Origin of the sequence: Delftia sp. WSY_12, assembly GCF_043104645.1 — a bacterium.
Classification (GTDB): domain Bacteria; phylum Pseudomonadota; class Gammaproteobacteria; order Burkholderiales; family Burkholderiaceae_C; genus Comamonas; species Comamonas tsuruhatensis.
Genome location: NZ_JBICKW010000020.1, coordinates 1 through 17,468, shown reverse-complemented (window position 1 = coordinate 17,468; position 17,468 = coordinate 1). Strand labels below are relative to the sequence as shown.

General features: G+C 65.4%; 14 protein-coding genes. 6 read left to right on the top strand and 8 right to left on the bottom strand.

Annotation, left to right across the window (positions count from 1 at the left end; genetic code table 11):
• The first annotated feature begins 37 nt into the window (after positions 1–37).
• Positions 38–1,135, top strand: coding sequence for a DNA glycosylase AlkZ-like family protein (locus tag ACF8LI_RS11680; RefSeq protein ID WP_392414278.1), 1,098 nt, complete (start codon positions 38–40; stop codon positions 1,133–1,135).
• Between the two features lie 256 nt (positions 1,136–1,391).
• Here ACF8LI_RS11680 and ACF8LI_RS11675 read toward each other — a convergent pair whose 3' ends face one another.
• From ACF8LI_RS11675 to ACF8LI_RS11660, 4 genes are all read right to left on the bottom strand, one after another.
• A complete protein-coding gene (locus ACF8LI_RS11675) occupies positions 1,392–2,384 on the bottom strand; it encodes a tripartite tricarboxylate transporter substrate binding protein (RefSeq protein ID WP_310037894.1) in 993 nt (330 codons plus the stop codon).
• Positions 2,385–2,586: 202 nt separating this feature from the next.
• Positions 2,587–3,354, bottom strand: a complete 768-nt coding sequence (locus ACF8LI_RS11670) for an SDR family oxidoreductase (RefSeq protein ID WP_392414277.1) — start codon at positions 3,352–3,354, stop codon at positions 2,587–2,589.
• Positions 3,354–5,081: an acetolactate synthase catalytic subunit gene (locus ACF8LI_RS11665; protein WP_392414276.1), complete on the bottom strand. Its 1,728-nt coding sequence runs from the start codon at positions 5,079–5,081 to the stop codon at positions 3,354–3,356. The genes ACF8LI_RS11670 and ACF8LI_RS11665 overlap by 1 nt, the downstream gene beginning before the upstream one ends.
• Positions 5,082–5,171: 90 nt before the next feature.
• Positions 5,172–6,128 carry an SMP-30/gluconolactonase/LRE family protein gene (locus ACF8LI_RS11660; protein WP_392414275.1) on the bottom strand — a complete coding sequence of 319 codons (957 nt, stop codon included), beginning with the start codon at positions 6,126–6,128 and terminating at the stop codon, positions 5,172–5,174.
• A gap of 147 nt (positions 6,129–6,275) precedes the next feature.
• On the opposite strand from ACF8LI_RS11660, the gene ACF8LI_RS11655 reads away from it, so the two are divergent.
• Positions 6,276–6,989 carry a GntR family transcriptional regulator gene (locus tag ACF8LI_RS11655; RefSeq protein WP_047325828.1) on the top strand — a complete coding sequence of 238 codons (714 nt, stop codon included), beginning with the start codon at positions 6,276–6,278 and terminating at the stop codon, positions 6,987–6,989.
• 95 nt (positions 6,990–7,084) lie between these two features.
• Here the strand turns inward: ACF8LI_RS11655 and ACF8LI_RS11650 are convergent, their stop codons facing one another.
• The 4 genes from ACF8LI_RS11650 to ACF8LI_RS11635 form a co-directional block, all read right to left on the bottom strand.
• Complete coding sequence (locus ACF8LI_RS11650) at positions 7,085–8,029, bottom strand: nucleotidyl transferase AbiEii/AbiGii toxin family protein (RefSeq protein WP_392414274.1); 945 nt, start codon at positions 8,027–8,029, stop codon at positions 7,085–7,087.
• A complete protein-coding gene (locus tag ACF8LI_RS11645) occupies positions 8,022–8,648 on the bottom strand; it encodes a hypothetical protein (protein ID WP_392414273.1) in 627 nt (208 codons plus the stop codon). The genes ACF8LI_RS11650 and ACF8LI_RS11645 overlap by 8 nt, the downstream gene beginning before the upstream one ends.
• A gap of 157 nt (positions 8,649–8,805) precedes the next feature.
• A complete protein-coding gene (locus ACF8LI_RS11640) occupies positions 8,806–10,797 on the bottom strand; it encodes an ATP-binding protein (RefSeq protein WP_392414272.1) in 1,992 nt (663 codons plus the stop codon).
• 179 nt (positions 10,798–10,976) lie between these two features.
• Positions 10,977–11,453 carry a toxin-antitoxin system HicB family antitoxin gene (locus tag ACF8LI_RS11635; protein ID WP_392414271.1) on the bottom strand — a complete coding sequence of 159 codons (477 nt, stop codon included), beginning with the start codon at positions 11,451–11,453 and terminating at the stop codon, positions 10,977–10,979.
• 170 nt (positions 11,454–11,623) lie between these two features.
• On the opposite strand from ACF8LI_RS11635, the gene ACF8LI_RS11630 reads away from it, so the two are divergent.
• The 4 genes from ACF8LI_RS11630 (at position 11,624) to ACF8LI_RS11615 (ending at position 17,378) form a co-directional block, all read left to right on the top strand.
• Positions 11,624–12,445, top strand: coding sequence for a hypothetical protein (locus ACF8LI_RS11630; protein WP_392453852.1), 822 nt, complete (start codon positions 11,624–11,626; stop codon positions 12,443–12,445).
• A gap of 319 nt (positions 12,446–12,764) precedes the next feature.
• Positions 12,765–15,353, top strand: coding sequence for a DNA mismatch repair protein MutS (gene mutS / locus ACF8LI_RS11625; RefSeq protein WP_392414323.1), 2,589 nt, complete (start codon positions 12,765–12,767; stop codon positions 15,351–15,353).
• Between the two features lie 55 nt (positions 15,354–15,408).
• Positions 15,409–16,485: a proteasome-type protease gene (locus ACF8LI_RS11620; protein WP_016449684.1), complete on the top strand. Its 1,077-nt coding sequence runs from the start codon at positions 15,409–15,411 to the stop codon at positions 16,483–16,485.
• The gene (locus ACF8LI_RS11615) at positions 16,482–17,378 is read left to right on the top strand and encodes an alpha/beta hydrolase (RefSeq protein ID WP_392414269.1); all 897 of its coding nucleotides are present in this window, start codon (positions 16,482–16,484) and stop codon (positions 17,376–17,378) included. The genes ACF8LI_RS11620 and ACF8LI_RS11615 overlap by 4 nt, the downstream gene beginning before the upstream one ends.
• Positions 17,379–17,468 lie beyond the last annotated feature (90 nt).

Here is a 17,468-nt window from a genome sequence, read left to right as displayed (position 1 = left end):
GGCCCACCCGGCAGCCCTGCCGTGCTCCAATCAAGCCATGCCCACCGAACCGAGCCTTGACGACCTGCGCCGCCATGCCGTGGCGCGCACCCTGTTCACACCGACCACCCTGCCTGCGGCCATACAGCGCCTGGGCTTTGTGCAGGCAGATCCGATCCGCGCGCCGGCCCGGGCGCAGGACCTGACGCTGCGCCACCGCGTCAAGGACTACCGCGCCGGCGACCTGGAACGCCGCTACGCGCGCCTGGCGATCGACGAGGACTGCCTGGTCAACTACGGCTTTCTGCCCAGTGAGCACCTGGCGCTGATGCACCCGCGCCAGGCCCGCAAGGCCTGGGATGCCGAGACGCAGCGCAAGGCCGCCGAGGTGCTGGCCTTTGTGCGCGAGCGCGGCGCCGTGCATCCGCGCGAGGTGGAGCAGCATTTCTCGCACGGAAGCGTGAAGAACTACTGGGGCGGCTCGGGCAGCGCCAGCACGCAGTTGCTCGACGGCATGCACTACCGCGGCCTGCTCCGCGTCAAGCGCCGCGACAGCGGCACGCGCGTCTACGAGGCCATCGCCCACCCGCCTGCCGACGACAGCCCCGCCGCCAGCGCCCGGCGCGCCGCCGCGCTGATCGACCTGGTGGTGCGCAAGTACGCACCGCTGCCAGCCCCCAGCCTGACCTACCTGGTGCGCCTGCTGGGCTATGGCGCACCCCATCTGGCGCAGCAGACCCAGGCGGCGCTGCGGCTGGCGCGCGAGCAACTGGCCAGCTGCCGCATCGACGGAACCACTTGGTACTGGCCCGCCGACGAGAACCCGCGCTCGCGCCGCCATGCCTTCGACGAGCGGCTGCGCCTGCTCGCGCCCTTCGATCCCGTGGTCTGGGACCGGCGCCGCTTCACGCTGCTCTGGGGCTGGACCTACAAGTTCGAGGCCTACACGCCACCAGCTCAGCGTCAGCTCGGCTACTACGCCCTGCCCATGCTCTGGCAGGGCCATGTGATCGGCTGGGCCAACCTGCAGGCGCGCGACGGCCGGCTGGAGCCGTCATTCGGCTATGTGGCCGGCGCGGCGCCCGGCGATGCCGCCTTTCGCAGCGCGCTGGATGAAGAGCTGCAGCGCATGGAGCAGTTCCTCGCGCCGCGCTGATGCGCAGGCAATCGCCCCCTGCGTGCGGTGGACGTGATTGGGGGAACTGGTCAAGTTCACCCAGCTGACGCGCGAGACTGCACCGGACTGCACCGGACTGCACCGGCTTGACTGCACAGGCTACCTGGTGGACCGATACAGCGAACGCAGGGAGCGGGCGCGAGCGCTCCCCCGCCGACGAGCGGCCTTTCATGGTCTTTCGGCACATGCTGCAGCAGCACCCGTGCATCAAGGCCGGCAGGCCGCCGGACCGCCCTCAGTTCATGCGCGGCAGATTCGCTGCCTTGATGGCCGCGCCCATGGACTCATGGCCCTGGACCAGCTTCCTGCGGTATTCGGCGCCGGTGAGAGCTGCCGGGTCCACGCCCGCCGACTCGAAGACACGCGCGACCTGGGGACCTTCGGCTGCGGCCATGGCGACGCGCTCCAGCCTGTCGCGCAGGGCCGGGGGCACGCCCTTGGGGTAGGCCAGGCCGATCCAGGAGTCGATCTCCACGTCGTAGCCCTGCTCCCTGAGCGTGGGCACCTCGGGCAACTCCTTCCAGCGCATGGGGCTGGCGCTGGCCAGCAGGCGCATTTTTCCGGCCTTGACGTGCTGGACGATGTCCGAGGGGTTCTGCACGATGACATCGACCTGCCCGCCGATCAGGCCGGCCACGGTCTCCGCGCCGGACTTGTAGTTGATCTCCTCGAACTTGCCGCCGGTCTTGCGCCCCAGCTCGTACATGGCCAGGTTGTTGGGCGCGGACGGCGCGCCAAAGAAGATGCCCTTGCCCTGGCGGGACGCGGCCACCAGGTCGGCCATGGTCTTGTAGGGCGAGTCCGCGCGCACGGCCACGCCATAGCGGTAGCGGGCCACGCCTGCGATGAAGTCGAAGTCATCGACCTTGTAGTCCACCTTCATGAGGTGGGGCGTGATGGCGATGGTCGAAAACGTCACCACGCCCAGCGTATAGCCGTCGGGCTTTTGCCGGGCCAGCGAAGAGACGCCCAGCGTGCCCTGCGCCCCGGCGCGGTTGTTGGGCACCACGGGCTTCTTGAGCAGGCCCTCCATGGCATTGCCGATGGCGCGCGAGGCCACGTCGGTATTGCCGCCTGCGCCGTAGTTGATGATCAGGGTCAGTTCCCGCTCGGGAAACGCGTCCGTGCCCTGGGCCAGCGCCGGGGCGCCGGCTGCGGCCGCCAGCGCTGCCGCGCAGAAGGCCGAAAGCAGGCATCTGCGAGATGCGGGGGATGGATATGCATGCATGGTTGTCTCTCGTTGCGATCTTGGGTTCTGTCGTCTTTGGAAGTCGTGCTTTCACGGTGCAGCGCACTACCCACTGACCGGGAAACAGGCACGCCCTGGAAGTGGGGGCACCGAGGAAGGGCCGCCCCGCACCGAGGGTGCCGCCCCCCCCCCGCGAAGCGAGAGGGGGAAGCGGCGCAGCCGCTCAGGGGCTCGTCCTTCCTCAATTCATGAAGAAGCCGCCGTTGACGTCGATCACGGCGCCATTGGTGAAGCCTGCGGACTCGCTGCACAGGTAGCGGATGGCGGCGCCGACCTCGGCAGCCTCGCCCAGACGCCGCACGGGGATCTGCTCGGCATAGCGGCGATTGACCTCGTCGCCGGCCTGCTGCGCCATCGGCGTCAGGATGCGGCCCGGCGCCACGCAGTTGGTGGTGATGCCGTACTGGCCCATCTCCGAGGCGATGGAGCGGCTCAGGCCCAGCACGGCGGACTTGCTCAGCATGTAGGCAGGGCCGGCCACGATGGACTTGCCGCGCCCGGCCAGCGAGGACACGTTGACGATGCGCCCCCAGAGCCGCTGCTTCATGCCCGGCAGCGCCAGCTGGCATAGGCGCAGCATGGACAGCAGGTTGACGTCCAGGATCTGCTGCACCTCGCCCAGCCCCACTTCGAGGATGCCGTTGGACTGTCCGCTGGCGTTCTTGAGGCTGATGCCGGCGTTGTTGACCAGGATGTCCACGCCGCCATGGCGCTGCACGATGTCGCCGACTACGCGCTGGCGGGCAGCCTCGTCGCAGACATCGAGCACCACGGCGCTGGCCCGGGCGCGCAGTTCCTGCGGGACTAGATCCAGGTCGGGCGCGGCCAGGTCGGCCAGCACCACCTGGCGGCCGTCGCGCAGCAGTTCGATGGCGGTGGCCAGGCCGATGCCGCGCGCGGCGCCGGTCACCAGGGCCGTGCGGATGGGGAAGTTCTCAGGCGCGCTCATCAGTGGCTCTCCGGCGTGTAGAAGGTGATGGGGGGAAAGGCGTCTTCGGTGCACATGACCTCGATCAGCGTGGCCTCTTCGGCGACCATGGCGGCGCGCAGCGCGGGGACGATGGCATCGGCCGATTCCACGCGCACGCCGTGGATGCCGCAGGCCCGTGCGATGGCCGCATGGTCCACGCCGCTGAAGTTCACGGCCGAGGTGTGCTCGCCGAACTTCACGTGCTCGGCATGCTTCTGGTAGCCCAGGATGCCGTTGTTGATGAGGACGGTGATGACCTTGATGCCCATGCGCCTGCAGGTCTCCATCTCCGACCACACATGGCCGAAGCCGCCGTCGCCCACCAGGCAGAACACCTGGCCGCCGTCCTGCGCCAGGCGCGCGCCCATGGCCATGGGCATGCCCCAGCCCAGGCCCGCCAGGCCGCGCGGAGTGAGGAAGCGCTGGCCGGCCCGGCGCGCGGTCAGGTAGTTGGTGACCCACAGCGTGGAGTAGCTGGCATCGGCCACCACGGTGTCCTCGGCGGTCAGCAGGGCGTCGAGCTCATGCATGATGCGTTCGGGCCGGATGGGTGCGGCGCTGGACAGGCGCACTTCGGCTGATTCCTGTCGGTGCCTTTCCCTGCCCTTGGCAATGCGTGCGGCCAGTGCAGCGCGCTGGCCGGTACGGGCCGACAGATCCAGCGGCCCGGCGATGTCCAGCATGGCCTGCAGCGCCAGCCGCGCATCGCCCACCAGGCGCATGGCGTCGTAGTTGCGCCCTATCTCCTGGCCGTCGATATCGAGATGGATGAATTGCGCATCGCGCGGGTACAGCGTCCAGCTGTCCGTGCCGTTCTGGTTGGTGCGGTTGCCGATCAGGAACACCACGTCGGCCCCGGACACGAAATCCTTCAGGTAGCGGCCTGAGCCATTGGGCCCCAGGCAGTTGGCGACCACGCCCAGCGACAGCTCATGCGTCTCGGCCACGGCGCCCTTGCCCATGTTGGTGGTGGCCACAGGCAGGCTCAGCGCATCGGCAAACGCGCTCAGTGCCTCGCTGGCGCCCGAGATGTGCACGCCGCCACCGGCAACGATGACCGGCGCGCGGGCCTGGAGCAGCGCGCCTACTGCCTGTTCCAGCAATTGCCGTTCGGGCACGGCGCGGTCCAGCGGAAAGCGGGCCAATGCAGCGGGCCGGGGCACGCTGGAGGGCTGGGCAGGCTCGGTGAGCAGGTCGGCCGGCAGCATCAGCGCCACGGGGCCAGGCCGGCCGCTGCAGGCGGCGATGATGGCCTGCTCCACATAGTCCTCCACGCGCGATGCCTGGTCCACGCGCCGCACCCACTTGGTCACGGGCTTGAACAGGCCCATGTGGTCCAGGTCCTGGAAGGCGTTCCTGTCGGTCTGGTCGCGCGCCACGTCCTGCACCAGGGCGATGATGGGGATGGAGACCTTCAGAGCCTCGGCCAGCGGCGCCACCAGCAACGCTGCGGCCGGACCGTTCTGCGCGGTGATCACGGCCGGCCTGCCGCTCATGCGGGCATGGGCATCGGCCATGTAGCCGCCCGCGTTCTCGGTGCGGTAGGCGATCTGGCGCAGGCCCAGTTCCTCGGCGGCCAGCACGAACATGCTGGGCAGGCTCTGCCCGAAGAACTGCGTGATGCCGTGCCGCTTCAGGACCCGGGCCACCAGGTGGCCTACGGTGTCCTGCTTGTTCAATCCAGGGTTGCTCAGGGGTTTCGACATGGGTTGCGGTTTCCGTTCAACAAAAAAAGGCGTAGCGGCTCCCTCGCCATGGCAATCGCCAGCGATACGGAAAGGGAAGCCAGGGGGAACTTATCTATTCAGGAAATTCAAAGGCAATCCAGGACACGGCCAGTCCAGCGCCACCAGCCGCCCCGTGGAAGACAGGGTGACAAAAGCCGTCTTCAGGTCCTTGCCGCCAAAGCAGATGTTGGTCGTCATGGGGTCGGGCAACTCGACCCGGTGCAGCACCTGCCCGGCCGGCGAGACCACGGTGATGCCGCCCTCGCCCAGCGTGGCAAGGCAGATGTTCCCTTCGGCATCCACGGCCAGGGAGTCGATGTTCTGCATGCCCTGCAGGCGGCAGACCAGCCGCCCGCCATTGGGCGAATCGGGCCAGGGCCGGGCCAGGATGTGCCCGGGCTCGCCGATGTCGAAGGCCCACAGCCGCCCCGTGAAGGTCTCCGCCACATAGAGCGTCTTCTCATCGGGAGAAAGACCGATTCCGTTGGGCGACCACAGCGGGAAGACGGCTTCGCGGATGGCGCTGCCATCGGCCAGCGCGTAGCAGACGCCGCCCCGGTCCACCTCGCGCGGCCGCACCTTGCCGTGGTCGGTGAACCAGAACCCGCCATGCCGGTCGAAGACCAGGTCGTTGGGCCCCTTCAAGGGTCCGCTGCCGCTTTGCGTGTACAGGCATTCGACCTGGCCCGAGGCCAGGTCCACGGCCTCTATGCGCCCGCCTGAATAGTCGTTGGCCTGGCCTATGGGCCGCAGTCCATGCTCCGCACTGCGGTGCCACTGGAAGCCACCGTTGTTGCAGATGAACAGCTTGCCGCCGGGGCCTATGGCGGCACCGTTCGGGCCCGCGCCCAGGTGGACGAGCTGCCGCCTTGTGCCATCGGCCGTCACCCGGGTCAGCCAGCCGTTGGCGATCTCCACCAGCACGACCGATCCATCGCGCATGGCCACCGGGCCTTCGGGAAACTCCAGGCCGTCGGCCAGCTCACGAATCCTTGGTTCTGCTTTTTCCAACGTGTATGTCCGCATGCACCCTCCCTTAGATATGATGCATGATACTTGATGCATCAAACACCAATTACAGGGTTAGCCCTTGGCACAGCCACACACCGTGGCCATGAACAAACCGTCCTTCCCCGGGAGGTACCATTGCGCCCAAGCAGTTGCGGAGGCCCGATGTCCAGCGTTTTTTCACAGATCCGAACCAATCAGACCCTTGCCGAAAAAACCTACCTGCAGATCCGTGACGCCATCGTGAGAGGCCAGCTGCAACCCGCGCAGCGCCTCGTCTATCGCAGCCTGGCCGAAGAGTTCGGCATCAGCCCCACGCCCGTGCGCGATGCCATACAGCGCCTGGCCTCCGAAGGCGCCCTGGACCTGGACGACCGCGGCGTGGCCACCGTGCCCGTGCTCAGCGTGGAGCAGTACGTGGAAATCATCGCCCTGCGCATCGAACTGGAAGGCCGCGCCGCCGCAGCCGCCGCCAGCCGCCATCCGGGCAAGGACTTCATCGACACCCTCACCCGGCTGCACCAGGACCTGGAAAAATCCATCGCCGTGGATGACGACGCCACGCTGATCGCCAACGAGCGCTTCCACTTCTCCATCATCGAAGCCGCGCAGCAGCCCGTGCTGGCCAGCCTCATCGGCCTGCTATGGCTCAAGTGCGGCCCGTCCGTGCGCTACCTGTACCGGGGCACCTACGCCCGCGCGGCCGAACATCCGCACATCCGGCTGATCCATGCGCTGGAGCAAAGGGACGGCCCCGCCGCCCGACAGGCCGTGGTGCAGGACCTGCAAAGCGCCTGCCTGCATATCCTCAGGAAGATTGCCAAGGATGATGGGATGGAGTTTCCGCAGGAGTGGGAAGTGGCGGGGCTGCGGGCTTAGGGATCACGGAGACTTGCCAGTCAGGCAGGCGGGCCATCCCTATGCAAGACCATGAGGACTATTGAGTCCTTTTTCATCAAGGATTCCTGTGCCCATCACAGCACATGGATGTGCTCGCGGATGCGGGCCAGAAGAAGGTCGAAATCCGGCTGTCCTTGGTAGTACAAGGCCCGTGTCTTGCGGTACTCCTGCGCAAAACGGTCGCATTGAGCAGCATCGGCCAGCACAAATGCCGGGTTGAGGGAGATAGCCAGCTCATCTCCGGAACGGAACCGCTCGATCTTGCGTTGCTGATAGGCCGGTGTTCCGATGAAGCCCTGCACTTCCTCCATGCCCAGGAGGCAATACACATCGTAGTAATGCCGCAGGAAGTTGGCAGGAAATGCCCGGCTTGCATCCAGCCTGCGGTACTTGGTGGAGATGGTCTGCAATTTTTCGACGAAAGTGTGCGTCGGTGCATAGCAAGGCACATTCACCGCACGGTTGTCCCGCAGCGGGATATCGCGCTCCATGGCAGCCTCCAAGGCCCACGAAGAGATGGTCACTGCGCGATTGGGTGCCGTGTCATCGAATCCCAATTCCAACAGGATGCCGTCCTTGATCCCCGCAAGCGCCGCCGTTCTTGGCGTGTAGATCAACCGGATCCCGGCGCTGCGCATCTTGTCATCGTCAAACAGGCGATCCCGCTGAACTTCGACCACCCCGGGAATGCAGATGGTTTGCGCAAGCGTGTCGTAATAGGCTCGCCGTGATTCGACGTGAGCGGGCTTGTCGTGATTGCGGCCTGTCTTGACGTCCATTCCTTGCGGCGGGTCGATGCGGATATCGATGTCTTCGGAAAAACGATGGATGACACCGAAGCCCTTGGACAGCGATGTGCCGCCCTTCAGCTCGAACCGCAGCCCCTGGGCCTGAAGACCCCAGAGGCAATGCATGATCCAGTAGTCTTTTTCCACCAGCACAGGAGCCAAACCACGCTCGTCGGCCACCAACGAGAGGAGTTGGTCGAAATCCCTGCGCTCGTGAAGAAAATCAGCCACCGCTCCACTCCCTCAAGATTTTTCGGGTAGCCGCGTTGGCATAGCGCTCAATCGCCCGGCGCAGGCGCTCGGCATCAAAGGACGGCATCTTTTTGCGCGCCTGCCCAAGAACCAGTTCCCCATCTTCAGCCAGCTCATCCAGGTTGTTGAGCAAGTCCACGAACAGGAACTCGGGGCTGAGTTTCTTTGGAAAACGGGGCTTTACCCGAAAGTCGAAATCACGATTGCCCAACCGAAAGATGCCGTGCCGCTTGCGGTTGTAGACCCAGGTGCTGTTGTACAGCTGCGTGGTACCGACACCCACCGCATTGAAGGCGGAAGGCGAAAACAACAGGAAATCGCTGTCCCGCAGAAAGCTCTGGACCACTTGATCGTCAGCAGGTGGCAGCGGCCCGAAATCGGACTGCTTGGGTGCGTGATACAGCCCTTGCGCCAACTTCTTCAATCTTCCGCCAGCCACCAGCTCACTCAGATGCCGGTCTACCGCCGTGGAAAGCGGTGCCAGGTCTTCGCGCCGGTAGACGCCACCAGGGCGCAGCTCTTCCGCCAGGAGTGCAGCACCTCCCCGCAAGGGTTCAGCAGAAGTACGGACGACACCCATGATGGCTGGATTCTTCATTGAAATTTCATGCATCCTAGCATCTGCAGGAGATGGGAAACATTCCCAGTTCCACGCGTTGCTCTGGAGCAGCGCCGCCACGAACACCATCCTCAAACTTTGCCCAATAACCGCCAGCGAATCGACGCTTGCAGGCGACCGCAAGGAGGCGGCCTGCTCATTTGGCCGCCGCGACTTCCTCTCCACTGGCCGGAACCGGCTCAGCATCGAAGACGCCTTCCAAGTATTTGGCGTAATGCTCCTGCAGATGCTTGAGGGAGGCGCCCTTGTCGGCTTGGTATTCGAGCCGCTCTTGGAAGAATTTCATGCGGCTCCGGTTCTCCGCCAAGACCTGGCCCCAAGTCTTCACGTAGATGCAGACGTTGTCCTTCTTGTGGATCAGCCCGGACTCGTCGGTCATGCGGAATTTCGCGTGCGGGCCGACATCGTCGCTGATGACCCAGAACACCCATGACACCTTGACGTTGCGGAACCGCTGGTCATCCATGACCGATGCGGCGTAGCCCTCGATCTGCGATATCTCATCGGTGTTGACCTTGACCTTGGGCGCCTTGAGCTCGACCACCAAGTGGGTGATCGAGTCCGAGTTGTGCCGCCGCGTGGATCGGGACAGCATCAAATCCACGATGCCACGCTCCTGCGAGACATGCTTGACCGGGGCGTCGATGACGATATCCTCCCCGAGGATTTTCTTGTGCGACCGTAGGACTTCCGTCAGCGACTGGTCATCGACAGACAGCATGAAGTCCTCGCCGAACATCCAGCAGTTTTGGGCGACGATGCGGTGCAATTGGGTTCGCTCGCGCAGCCTCTTCTTAGGCGCGGTATCGAACAGCACCGCCTCGATGCCGGTCAGGAACTTCAAACGATCCGCCACAATCTTGGCGGAACTGATGATCGAAGACAGCGACACGTCGCGCAGCAGCTCGGCGAGCTCCTCCTGCTGGCGCTTGGGCAGCCGCAGGACTTCGTTCAAGATGACCTGCAGCTCCTCGGGGCTTTTTTCGATCGCCTGCCTGAGCATGCGAAGCTGGAAAGACTTGTTTTGCTGGGCGGAGCTGGCGAACTCGGGCAGGTTCTTGGCGACGCTGACGGCCACGATCTCGAACACTTGCCGCTCGACCTCCTCCACGCGCGTGGCCGGATCGCCATCGAAGGGATACACCTTCTCGGTCTTCCATTCCTCGACGTAGCTGCGGGCCTCTATCGCGGAGCGCTGCCGGAAGTAGTCCTTGATCGTCTTCTGGGCCTCGTCGATCGCAGCCACGACCGGCGTCTGCATCTCCGCGAGGTCCACGGTCCCATCTTTCTGCGCCACCGTCAGATACGTGGATTCAAGATACGCGGTGAATTGGAAGTCGCCAATGTGGAATCGGCGATCGACCTGCACGAGAGGAAAGCGTTTCTCGTTGCAGAGGAACAGAGCCCGGTTGGACAGCCCCTTCCATTCGACGATCTCAAGCCGGACGGGATGCGCCTTGCCGCCTGATTCGATGTCGGCGAGGTTGAAGGCCTTCCTGCTGGCGATCATCAGGGCCGGGTCGATGCGCCTGCCGCCGATGGTCACGTTGACATCGGGGTAGTCGGCCAGATAGAGGGCGAAGACTTCGGCCAAGACATGGATGCCCGAGTCGCTCACAAAGGAGCGGAAGTCCTTGTGCGGATCGGAGATCGTCAGCGTGACGCCGGCATCGGTCGGCTTGGCGACTTCGATCTCGTCGGAGATGTTCACATGGCGGATGTCGTTGGCCGACATCGTGATCGAATACTTCCAGAGCTTCCCGTCGCGCTTGTATGCGACGGCCCATTCGGCTCGGGTCCCAATGGCGAACGCCTTGAAGCGGCCCCTGCCCTCTTGGCCGTGCAAGAACCTTCCGGTCTCGGTGGAGCCTCCCGGCTTCTTCCATGAGCCGCCGAGGCGTCGAAAAAACTCAGGAGCGCTCGCCCTCGGAATGCCATTGCCATCGTCGCGAATGATGACTTCCGACAAGGTGCCCATATCGTTGTGCTCAAACGAGACGGAAACTCGGCCGGCATCGGCGTCCAAGCCATTCCAAATGAGTTCCGCCAAAGCCTGCACCGGCTTCGCGCGAGTGATCTTCTCCAAGAAATCCGATTGAACTTCGACCGGATACTGTTGCTGGGCCATGGAAAATCTCCCTTTTGTAATAGCGCCTGCGAAGCAGGGTGGCCGCCTCGTTGAGGATGGCTGACTGCACGGTCCCCCCGTATTGAGGCAAACCGTCCATCTCCTGTTGGATGTCAGGCTCACCTAAGCGGCACAGCTACCTAACTTCTGCCTGCAAACTCCGGCCAGCGGGCTCCCCCTCAGGATCTGGTGTTGCGCTTCACCCGCTTTACGCCAGACCCGTCCACCATAGGCTCGCCCTGCTCCCGCGAACCCACCCGATGACGCGCAATCGCGCTCGCCATGCGGCTGATGGCTTCCTCATCTTCCATGCGGACATAGTGACCCAGAGCATCTTCGATCTCCTTCGCAGAGCTCTGGCTGATGGCATGTGCTAGGTCCCGTACTGCCTTGTTGACCGTCTTACCTTGCTCCTCCACGGGCAGAAGGTCGAAGAACTCTTTCAAATGAATCGCCAGCATGGCTTGGAGGCCCATGAGACCGGCTTCTGCCGCCAAGCGCTGGGCGGCCAAGCGCTCGTCATCGAAGGTCCTCTGCAGGCGCTCGTTGATTTCGGCATTGAAGCTCTTGCTGGTCCTGTCCGCCGCCTCGTGTAGGGACTGGTGCAGCTCAGGTGGCACGCGCAGTGCGGTGCGGATGTAGTCGTCTTGTGCCATGGCACAAATTCTATGGGTCGGCTTCAAAATAGTATTGACACCAAAATGAAGTCAAAATACATTCAAAATTGACTTCATTTTGAAGCCAAACATCAAGCAGTGAGCAGGTATAGGGCTTCGCGCAATCCGTGCAGCCCCCTTCACACAGCACCCGGCAATGGAGGAGAACCATGGCAAGGAATGACCCATCAGCCTCTGCAGGCAAGCCCACCCCAGCCAGAAACAACATGGCCCGAACCTCTCTTGCCGATGCCCACCAAGCAGTCCTGTGCGCTGCCGGAGTGCTCAAGCACACGGTGAAAAGCATCCTGTACGACGGAGCACAGGAGCGCTACTCCTGCCCTCACCTCAGCCGGGCATTTGCAGCGCTCAACCAGCTTCCTGATCCCGGTTGCTGCCCGGCAAGCAGTCCCCATGAGCCGGTGCGGGTGGATCTGCTTTCACTGCTCGCCCTCATCAGCTCGGAACTGGAGTACGCTCGCGACACATTCCGAGAGAAGCCGCTCAGTGCAGCAGGTGAAGCTGCCTTTGTTCATGGACTGCTGGAACACGCCTTTGAATTCGCAGACAGGCTGTTCGGGGCCTACAACGAGCTTCCCAACTCCTTGGACGACCTGCGCTTTCTGGCCAGCTTTGCTGCAGCCACGGAGGCTGGCAACGGTATCAATACATTCGGCAGCCAGGCAGATACAGCATCACCAGTCACAGCGGCATCGCCATTGCTTGGAAGCGGCCACCGGGCCAGTGAGTTGCTCATTCGTTGCTCGTTCGACATCGAGGCAGCAGCCCACGCCGTGACAGCGCTGGGAGATCAGATCACGGAACCGGAGCAGATTCAGATCGCCTCGCTGATTCGCTGCTATGGCGCACGCATCGCGAAACTCAACAGTGTTCTGATGAGCTATCTCACCGGGGACGAAGTGATCACCCTGGCGGATGCGCAGCACGCCCTGTACCAAGGAGCCAAGCAGTTGCCAGAAGGAGCCCTGTGACGACGTACGGCGGAAATGGTCCCTTGGATTGAGCGCTGCGCATTTGTGTGCCGCGATCTTCGCCCCCTTGGCGCGGCGTCCAACCTCGGGTAGTCAATAATGTGGCCTTTGCCCGCCACCACGCCCCACACGATGGATACGGCCCGAGGCGGGCAGCACGACACAAGAACATTTGCGCCTTCCTGCGGCCCCGCGCCTCCCAGGCAGGCCTTGCCCGGCGCCTTCGCGCCGCCGCAACCTGTTGATTCCCAAGCCAATGAGCGACCTTTCGCAAAGCACACAGCCCTCTCCGGCCCCTGATCTGTCGGCGCACACGCCCATGATGCAGCAGTACCTGGGCATCAAGATCAACTACCCCGACACGCTGGTTTTCTACCGCATGGGGGATTTCTACGAGCTGTTCTTCGGGGATGCGGAGAAGGTGGCGCGGCTGCTGGACATTACGCTGACCACGCGCGGGCAGACGGCGGGGCAGCCGATTCCGATGGCGGGCGTGCCCTTCCATGCGCTGGAGAACTACCTGGGCCGGCTGATCAAGCTGGGCGAGTCGGTGGCGATCTGCGAGCAGGTGGGCGAAGTGGGCGTAGCCAAGGGCCCGGTGGAGCGCAAGGTGGTGCGCGTGGTGACGCCGGGCACGCTGACCGACAGTGAGCTGCTGTCGGACAAGAGCGAGGCGATCTTGCTGTCCCTGCACACGGCCGGGCGCCAGCGCTGCGGCCTGGCCTGGATGGCGGTGACGCAGGGGCGCATCCATCTGGCCGAGTGTTCCCACGATGAGCTGGGCGCCTGGATTTCGCGCATTGCGCCCAGCGAGCTGATCTACAGCGCGGGCGTGACCGAGCGTTTCGAGCAGAGCCTGTTCGCGCTGCGCCATGGCGGCTCCATTGCCTGCCCGCTGTCGCCGCGCCCTGACTGGCAGTTCGACGGCGGCCTGGGCGAGCGCAAGCTGCTGGAGCTGCTGGGCGCGGCCAGCCTCAAGGCCTGGGAGGCCGAGGACCTGCCGCTGGCCCATGGCGCCAGCGCCGCGCTGCTGTCGTATGCCGAGCACACGCAGGGCCGCAGCCTGTCGCACATCCACGCTCTGCAGGTGCAGCGCGACGATGAGCTGATTGCGCTGCCGCTGGCCACGCGCCGCAACCTGGAGCTGGTCAAGACGCTGCGCGGCGAGGATTCGCCCACATTGTTCTCCCTGCTGGACACCTGCATGACGGGCATGGGCAGCCGCCTGCTCAAGGCCTGGCTGCTGGAGCCGCGCCGCGACCGCACGCAGGCCATGGCGCGGCTGGAGGCCACGCGGGCGCTGCAGGGCGCCAGCGCAGGCGGCATGGCCGCGCCCTGGCAGCAGTTGCGCGAGCAGCTCAAGGGCGTGAGCGATGTGGAGCGCATCACCGCGCGCACCGCACTGCGCCAGGTGCGCCCGCGCGAGCTGGTGGGACTGGGCCGCACGCTGCACAAGGCCGCCGTGCTGGCCCAGGCCGGGCAGACGCCCTCGGCCCACCTGACCCAGCTGTTTGCCGACCTGCAGCCGCCCGAAGGCTGCGCCGAACTGCTGGTGCGCGCCATCATGGAAGAGCCGGCCGCCCTGGTGCGCGACGGCGGCGTGTTTGCCACGGGCTACGACGCCGAGCTGGACGAGCTGCGCGCTATCCAGAACAACTGCGACGATTTCCTGCTGGAGCTGGAGGCCAAGGAAAAGCTGCTCACCGGCATTCCCAACCTGCGCGTGCAGTTCAACAAGGTGCACGGCTTCTATATAGAGATCACCAACAGCTACAAGGACGCGGTGCCCGAGCGCTACCGCCGCCGCCAGACGCTGAAGAACGCCGAGCGCTACATCACGCCCGAGCTCAAGGCCTTCGAGGACAAGGCCTTGTCCGCGCAGGAGCGGGCGCTGCAGCGCGAGAAATTCCTCTACGAGCAGTTGCTGGACCAGTTGCAGCCCCATGTGCCGGCGCTCACGCGCGTGGCCGGTGCCATTGCCGCCATCGACGTGCTGTGCACGCTGGCCGAGCGCTCGCTGACGCTGAACTGGTGCGCGCCCGAGTTCGTGAACCATCCCTGCATCGAGATCGAGGCCGGGCGCCACCCCGTGGTGGAGGCCCGCATGGCCGAGACCTCCAGCGGCAGCTTCATCGCCAACCACACGCGCATGAACGCCAACACGCGCATGCAGGTCATCACCGGCCCCAACATGGGCGGCAAGTCGACCTATATGCGCCAGGTGGCGCTGATCGTGCTGCTGGCCAGCATGGGCTCGCATGTGCCGGCGTCCAGCTGCCGGCTGGGGCCCATCGACGCCATCCACACGCGCATCGGCGCGGCCGACGACCTGGCCAATGCCCAGTCCACCTTCATGATGGAGATGACCGAGGCCGCGCAGATCCTGCACTCGGCCACGCCGCACAGCCTGGTGCTGATGGACGAGATCGGCCGGGGCACCAGCACCTTCGACGGCCTGGCGCTGGCCAGCGGCATCGCCACCCAGCTGCACGACAGGACGCGCGCCTTCACGCTGTTTGCCACGCACTACTTCGAGCTGACCGAGCTGCCGGCCAAGGCACGCGCGGCCGTGAACATGCATGTGAGCGCGGCGGAGTCCGGCCAGGACATCGTCTTCCTGCACGAGATCCAGCCCGGCCCGGCCAGCCGCAGCTACGGTATCCAGGTGGCCAAGCTGGCGGGCATGCCGGCCGGCGTGCTGCACCACGCGCGCCATGCGCTGGAGGCACTTGAGGCCCATGCCGACGAGGGCCGCCTGCAGGTGGACCTGTTCGATGCGCCCGACATGCCCGAGCCCGAAAGCCGCCACGACCCGCTGGCCCAGGCGCTGGCCGCCATCAATCCCGACGCACTGAGCCCGCGCGAGGCGCTGGAAGCCCTTTACCAGCTCAAGAAGATCGCCGCCTGAACGCGGTCAATCGCCTCGCACTAAACTTGTCGATCCCGCAGTTTCGGATGTTCCCATGACTTATTGCGTTGCCATCAAGCTCAACGCCGGCCTGGTTTTCCTGGCCGACTCGCGCACCAATGCCGGCCTGGACCAGATCAGCTCGTTCCGCAAGCTCATGGTCTACGAGAACCCCGGCGACCGTTTCATGGTGCTGCTGTCGGCCGGCAACCTGTCCATCACCCAGTCCGTTCGCGAGCTGCTGGAGAGCCAGCAGCTGCGCGACGAGGCCACGGGCGACATGCTGACCATCTGGAACGTGCGCAGCATGTTCGATGCGGCCCGCGTGCTGGGCGCGGCCGTGCGCCATGTGTACGAGCGCGACGGCGTGGCGCTGTCCCGGTCGGGCGTGGACTTCAATATCTCGCTGGTGCTGGGCGGCCAGATCCAGGGCGAGACCATGCGGCTGTTCCAGGTGTATTCGGCCGGCAACTTCATCGAGGCCACGAGCGAGACGCCCTACTTCCAGATCGGCGAGTCCAAGTACGGCAAGCCCGTGCTGGACCGCGTGATCACGCCGCGCACGCCGCTGGACGAGGCCGCCAAGTGCGCCCTGGTGTCCATGGACAGCACGCTCAAGTCCAACCTGTCGGTGGGCCTGCCCCTGGACCTGATCGTGTACGAGAAGGACCGCTTTGCCTCCGACAAGATCGTCAGCATCGACGAGAGCAATCCGTATTTCCGCATGCTGCACGACAGCTGGGGCGAGCGCCTGCGCCATGTCTTCGACAGCATCGAGGACCCGGCCTGGGACGGCGGCGCCTCCGAGGTGCCCATTCGCGTGCACAGCCGCCAGGCCCAGCCGCTGACCAAGGTCAACGCTCCGGCAGGCGCCCTGCGCTCGTCGGCGCGCAGCATGGGCCGGCTGCCGCCTGCGGCGCTGCGCCAGCCCTATCACAGCGGCACGGGCGCGGGCCTGGGCACCTCCACGGCAGACGGTCTTGCGACCTCCCCGATGACGCCCATGACACCCATGACGCCCCAGCAGCCGGGCCCGGCATCGCCCGTGCGGCCCGATGCAGGCCAGCCCTCGGGCCACCAGCAAGGCGTGCCCGATGGCGCCGCACAGGCCGGCCAGGAGCCTCGGCCGTGAACGCGGCCCGGTCCGCACAGCGGGCCGAGAGCGATGCGGCGGTTGCCGGCACGGGTACGGGCGCGGGCACTGCATCGGCGCCGCTGCCCGTGGTGTTCTCGCATGCCAACAGTTTTCCGCTGCCCACCTACCGGCTGCTGCTCTCGCTGCTGGCCGAGCGCGGCATCGCGGCGCAGGGCGTGGAGCGCTTCGGCCATGACCCGCGCTTTCCCGTCACCAACAACTGGCCGCACCTGGTCGAGCAACTGGCCGAGTTCACGCGCGCCGAGGTCGAGCGCGTGGGCGGTCCGGTCTTCCTGGTCGGGCATTCGCTGGGCGGTTTCCTGAGCGTGATGACGGCCGCGCGCCATCCCGAGCTGGCGCGCGGCGTGCTGCTGATCGACTCGCCATTGCTCAGCGGCTGGCGTGCCAATGCGGTGGGGGTGGCCAAGCGCACGCAGCTGGTGGGCTCGGTCTCGCCAGGCAAGATCAGCGCGCGCCGCCGCAATGCCTGGGACAGCGATGACGAGGCGCTGGCCTATTTCCGCGCCAAGAAGGTGTTTGCGCAATGGCATCCGCAGGTGCTCCAGGACTATGTGCAGGGCGGCCTGGCCGACCTGGACGGCCGGCGCACGCTGCACTTCACGCGCGAGGTGGAGACCGCCATCTACAACACCTTGCCGCACAACCTGGCCTCGCTGCTGCACCACCATCCGCTGCGCTGCCCGGCGGCCTTCATCGGCGGGCGCGCCTCGGTGGAGATGCGCCAGGTGGGCATGGACCTGACGCGCCGCATCACGCGCGGGCGCGTGATGATGCTGGACGGCAGCCACCTGTTCCCCATGGAGCGGCCCCACGCCACGGCCGCCGCCATCGAGGCCGCACTGCTGAACCTGCTGGGCTCCGAGGCCTGAACCGGAGCTTCAGGCACAAAAAAGACCCCCACGCTCCCCTTGCTGCGCAAGGTCCGCTGCCCCCCGGGGGGGCCGCTTTTTGTCTTGGGG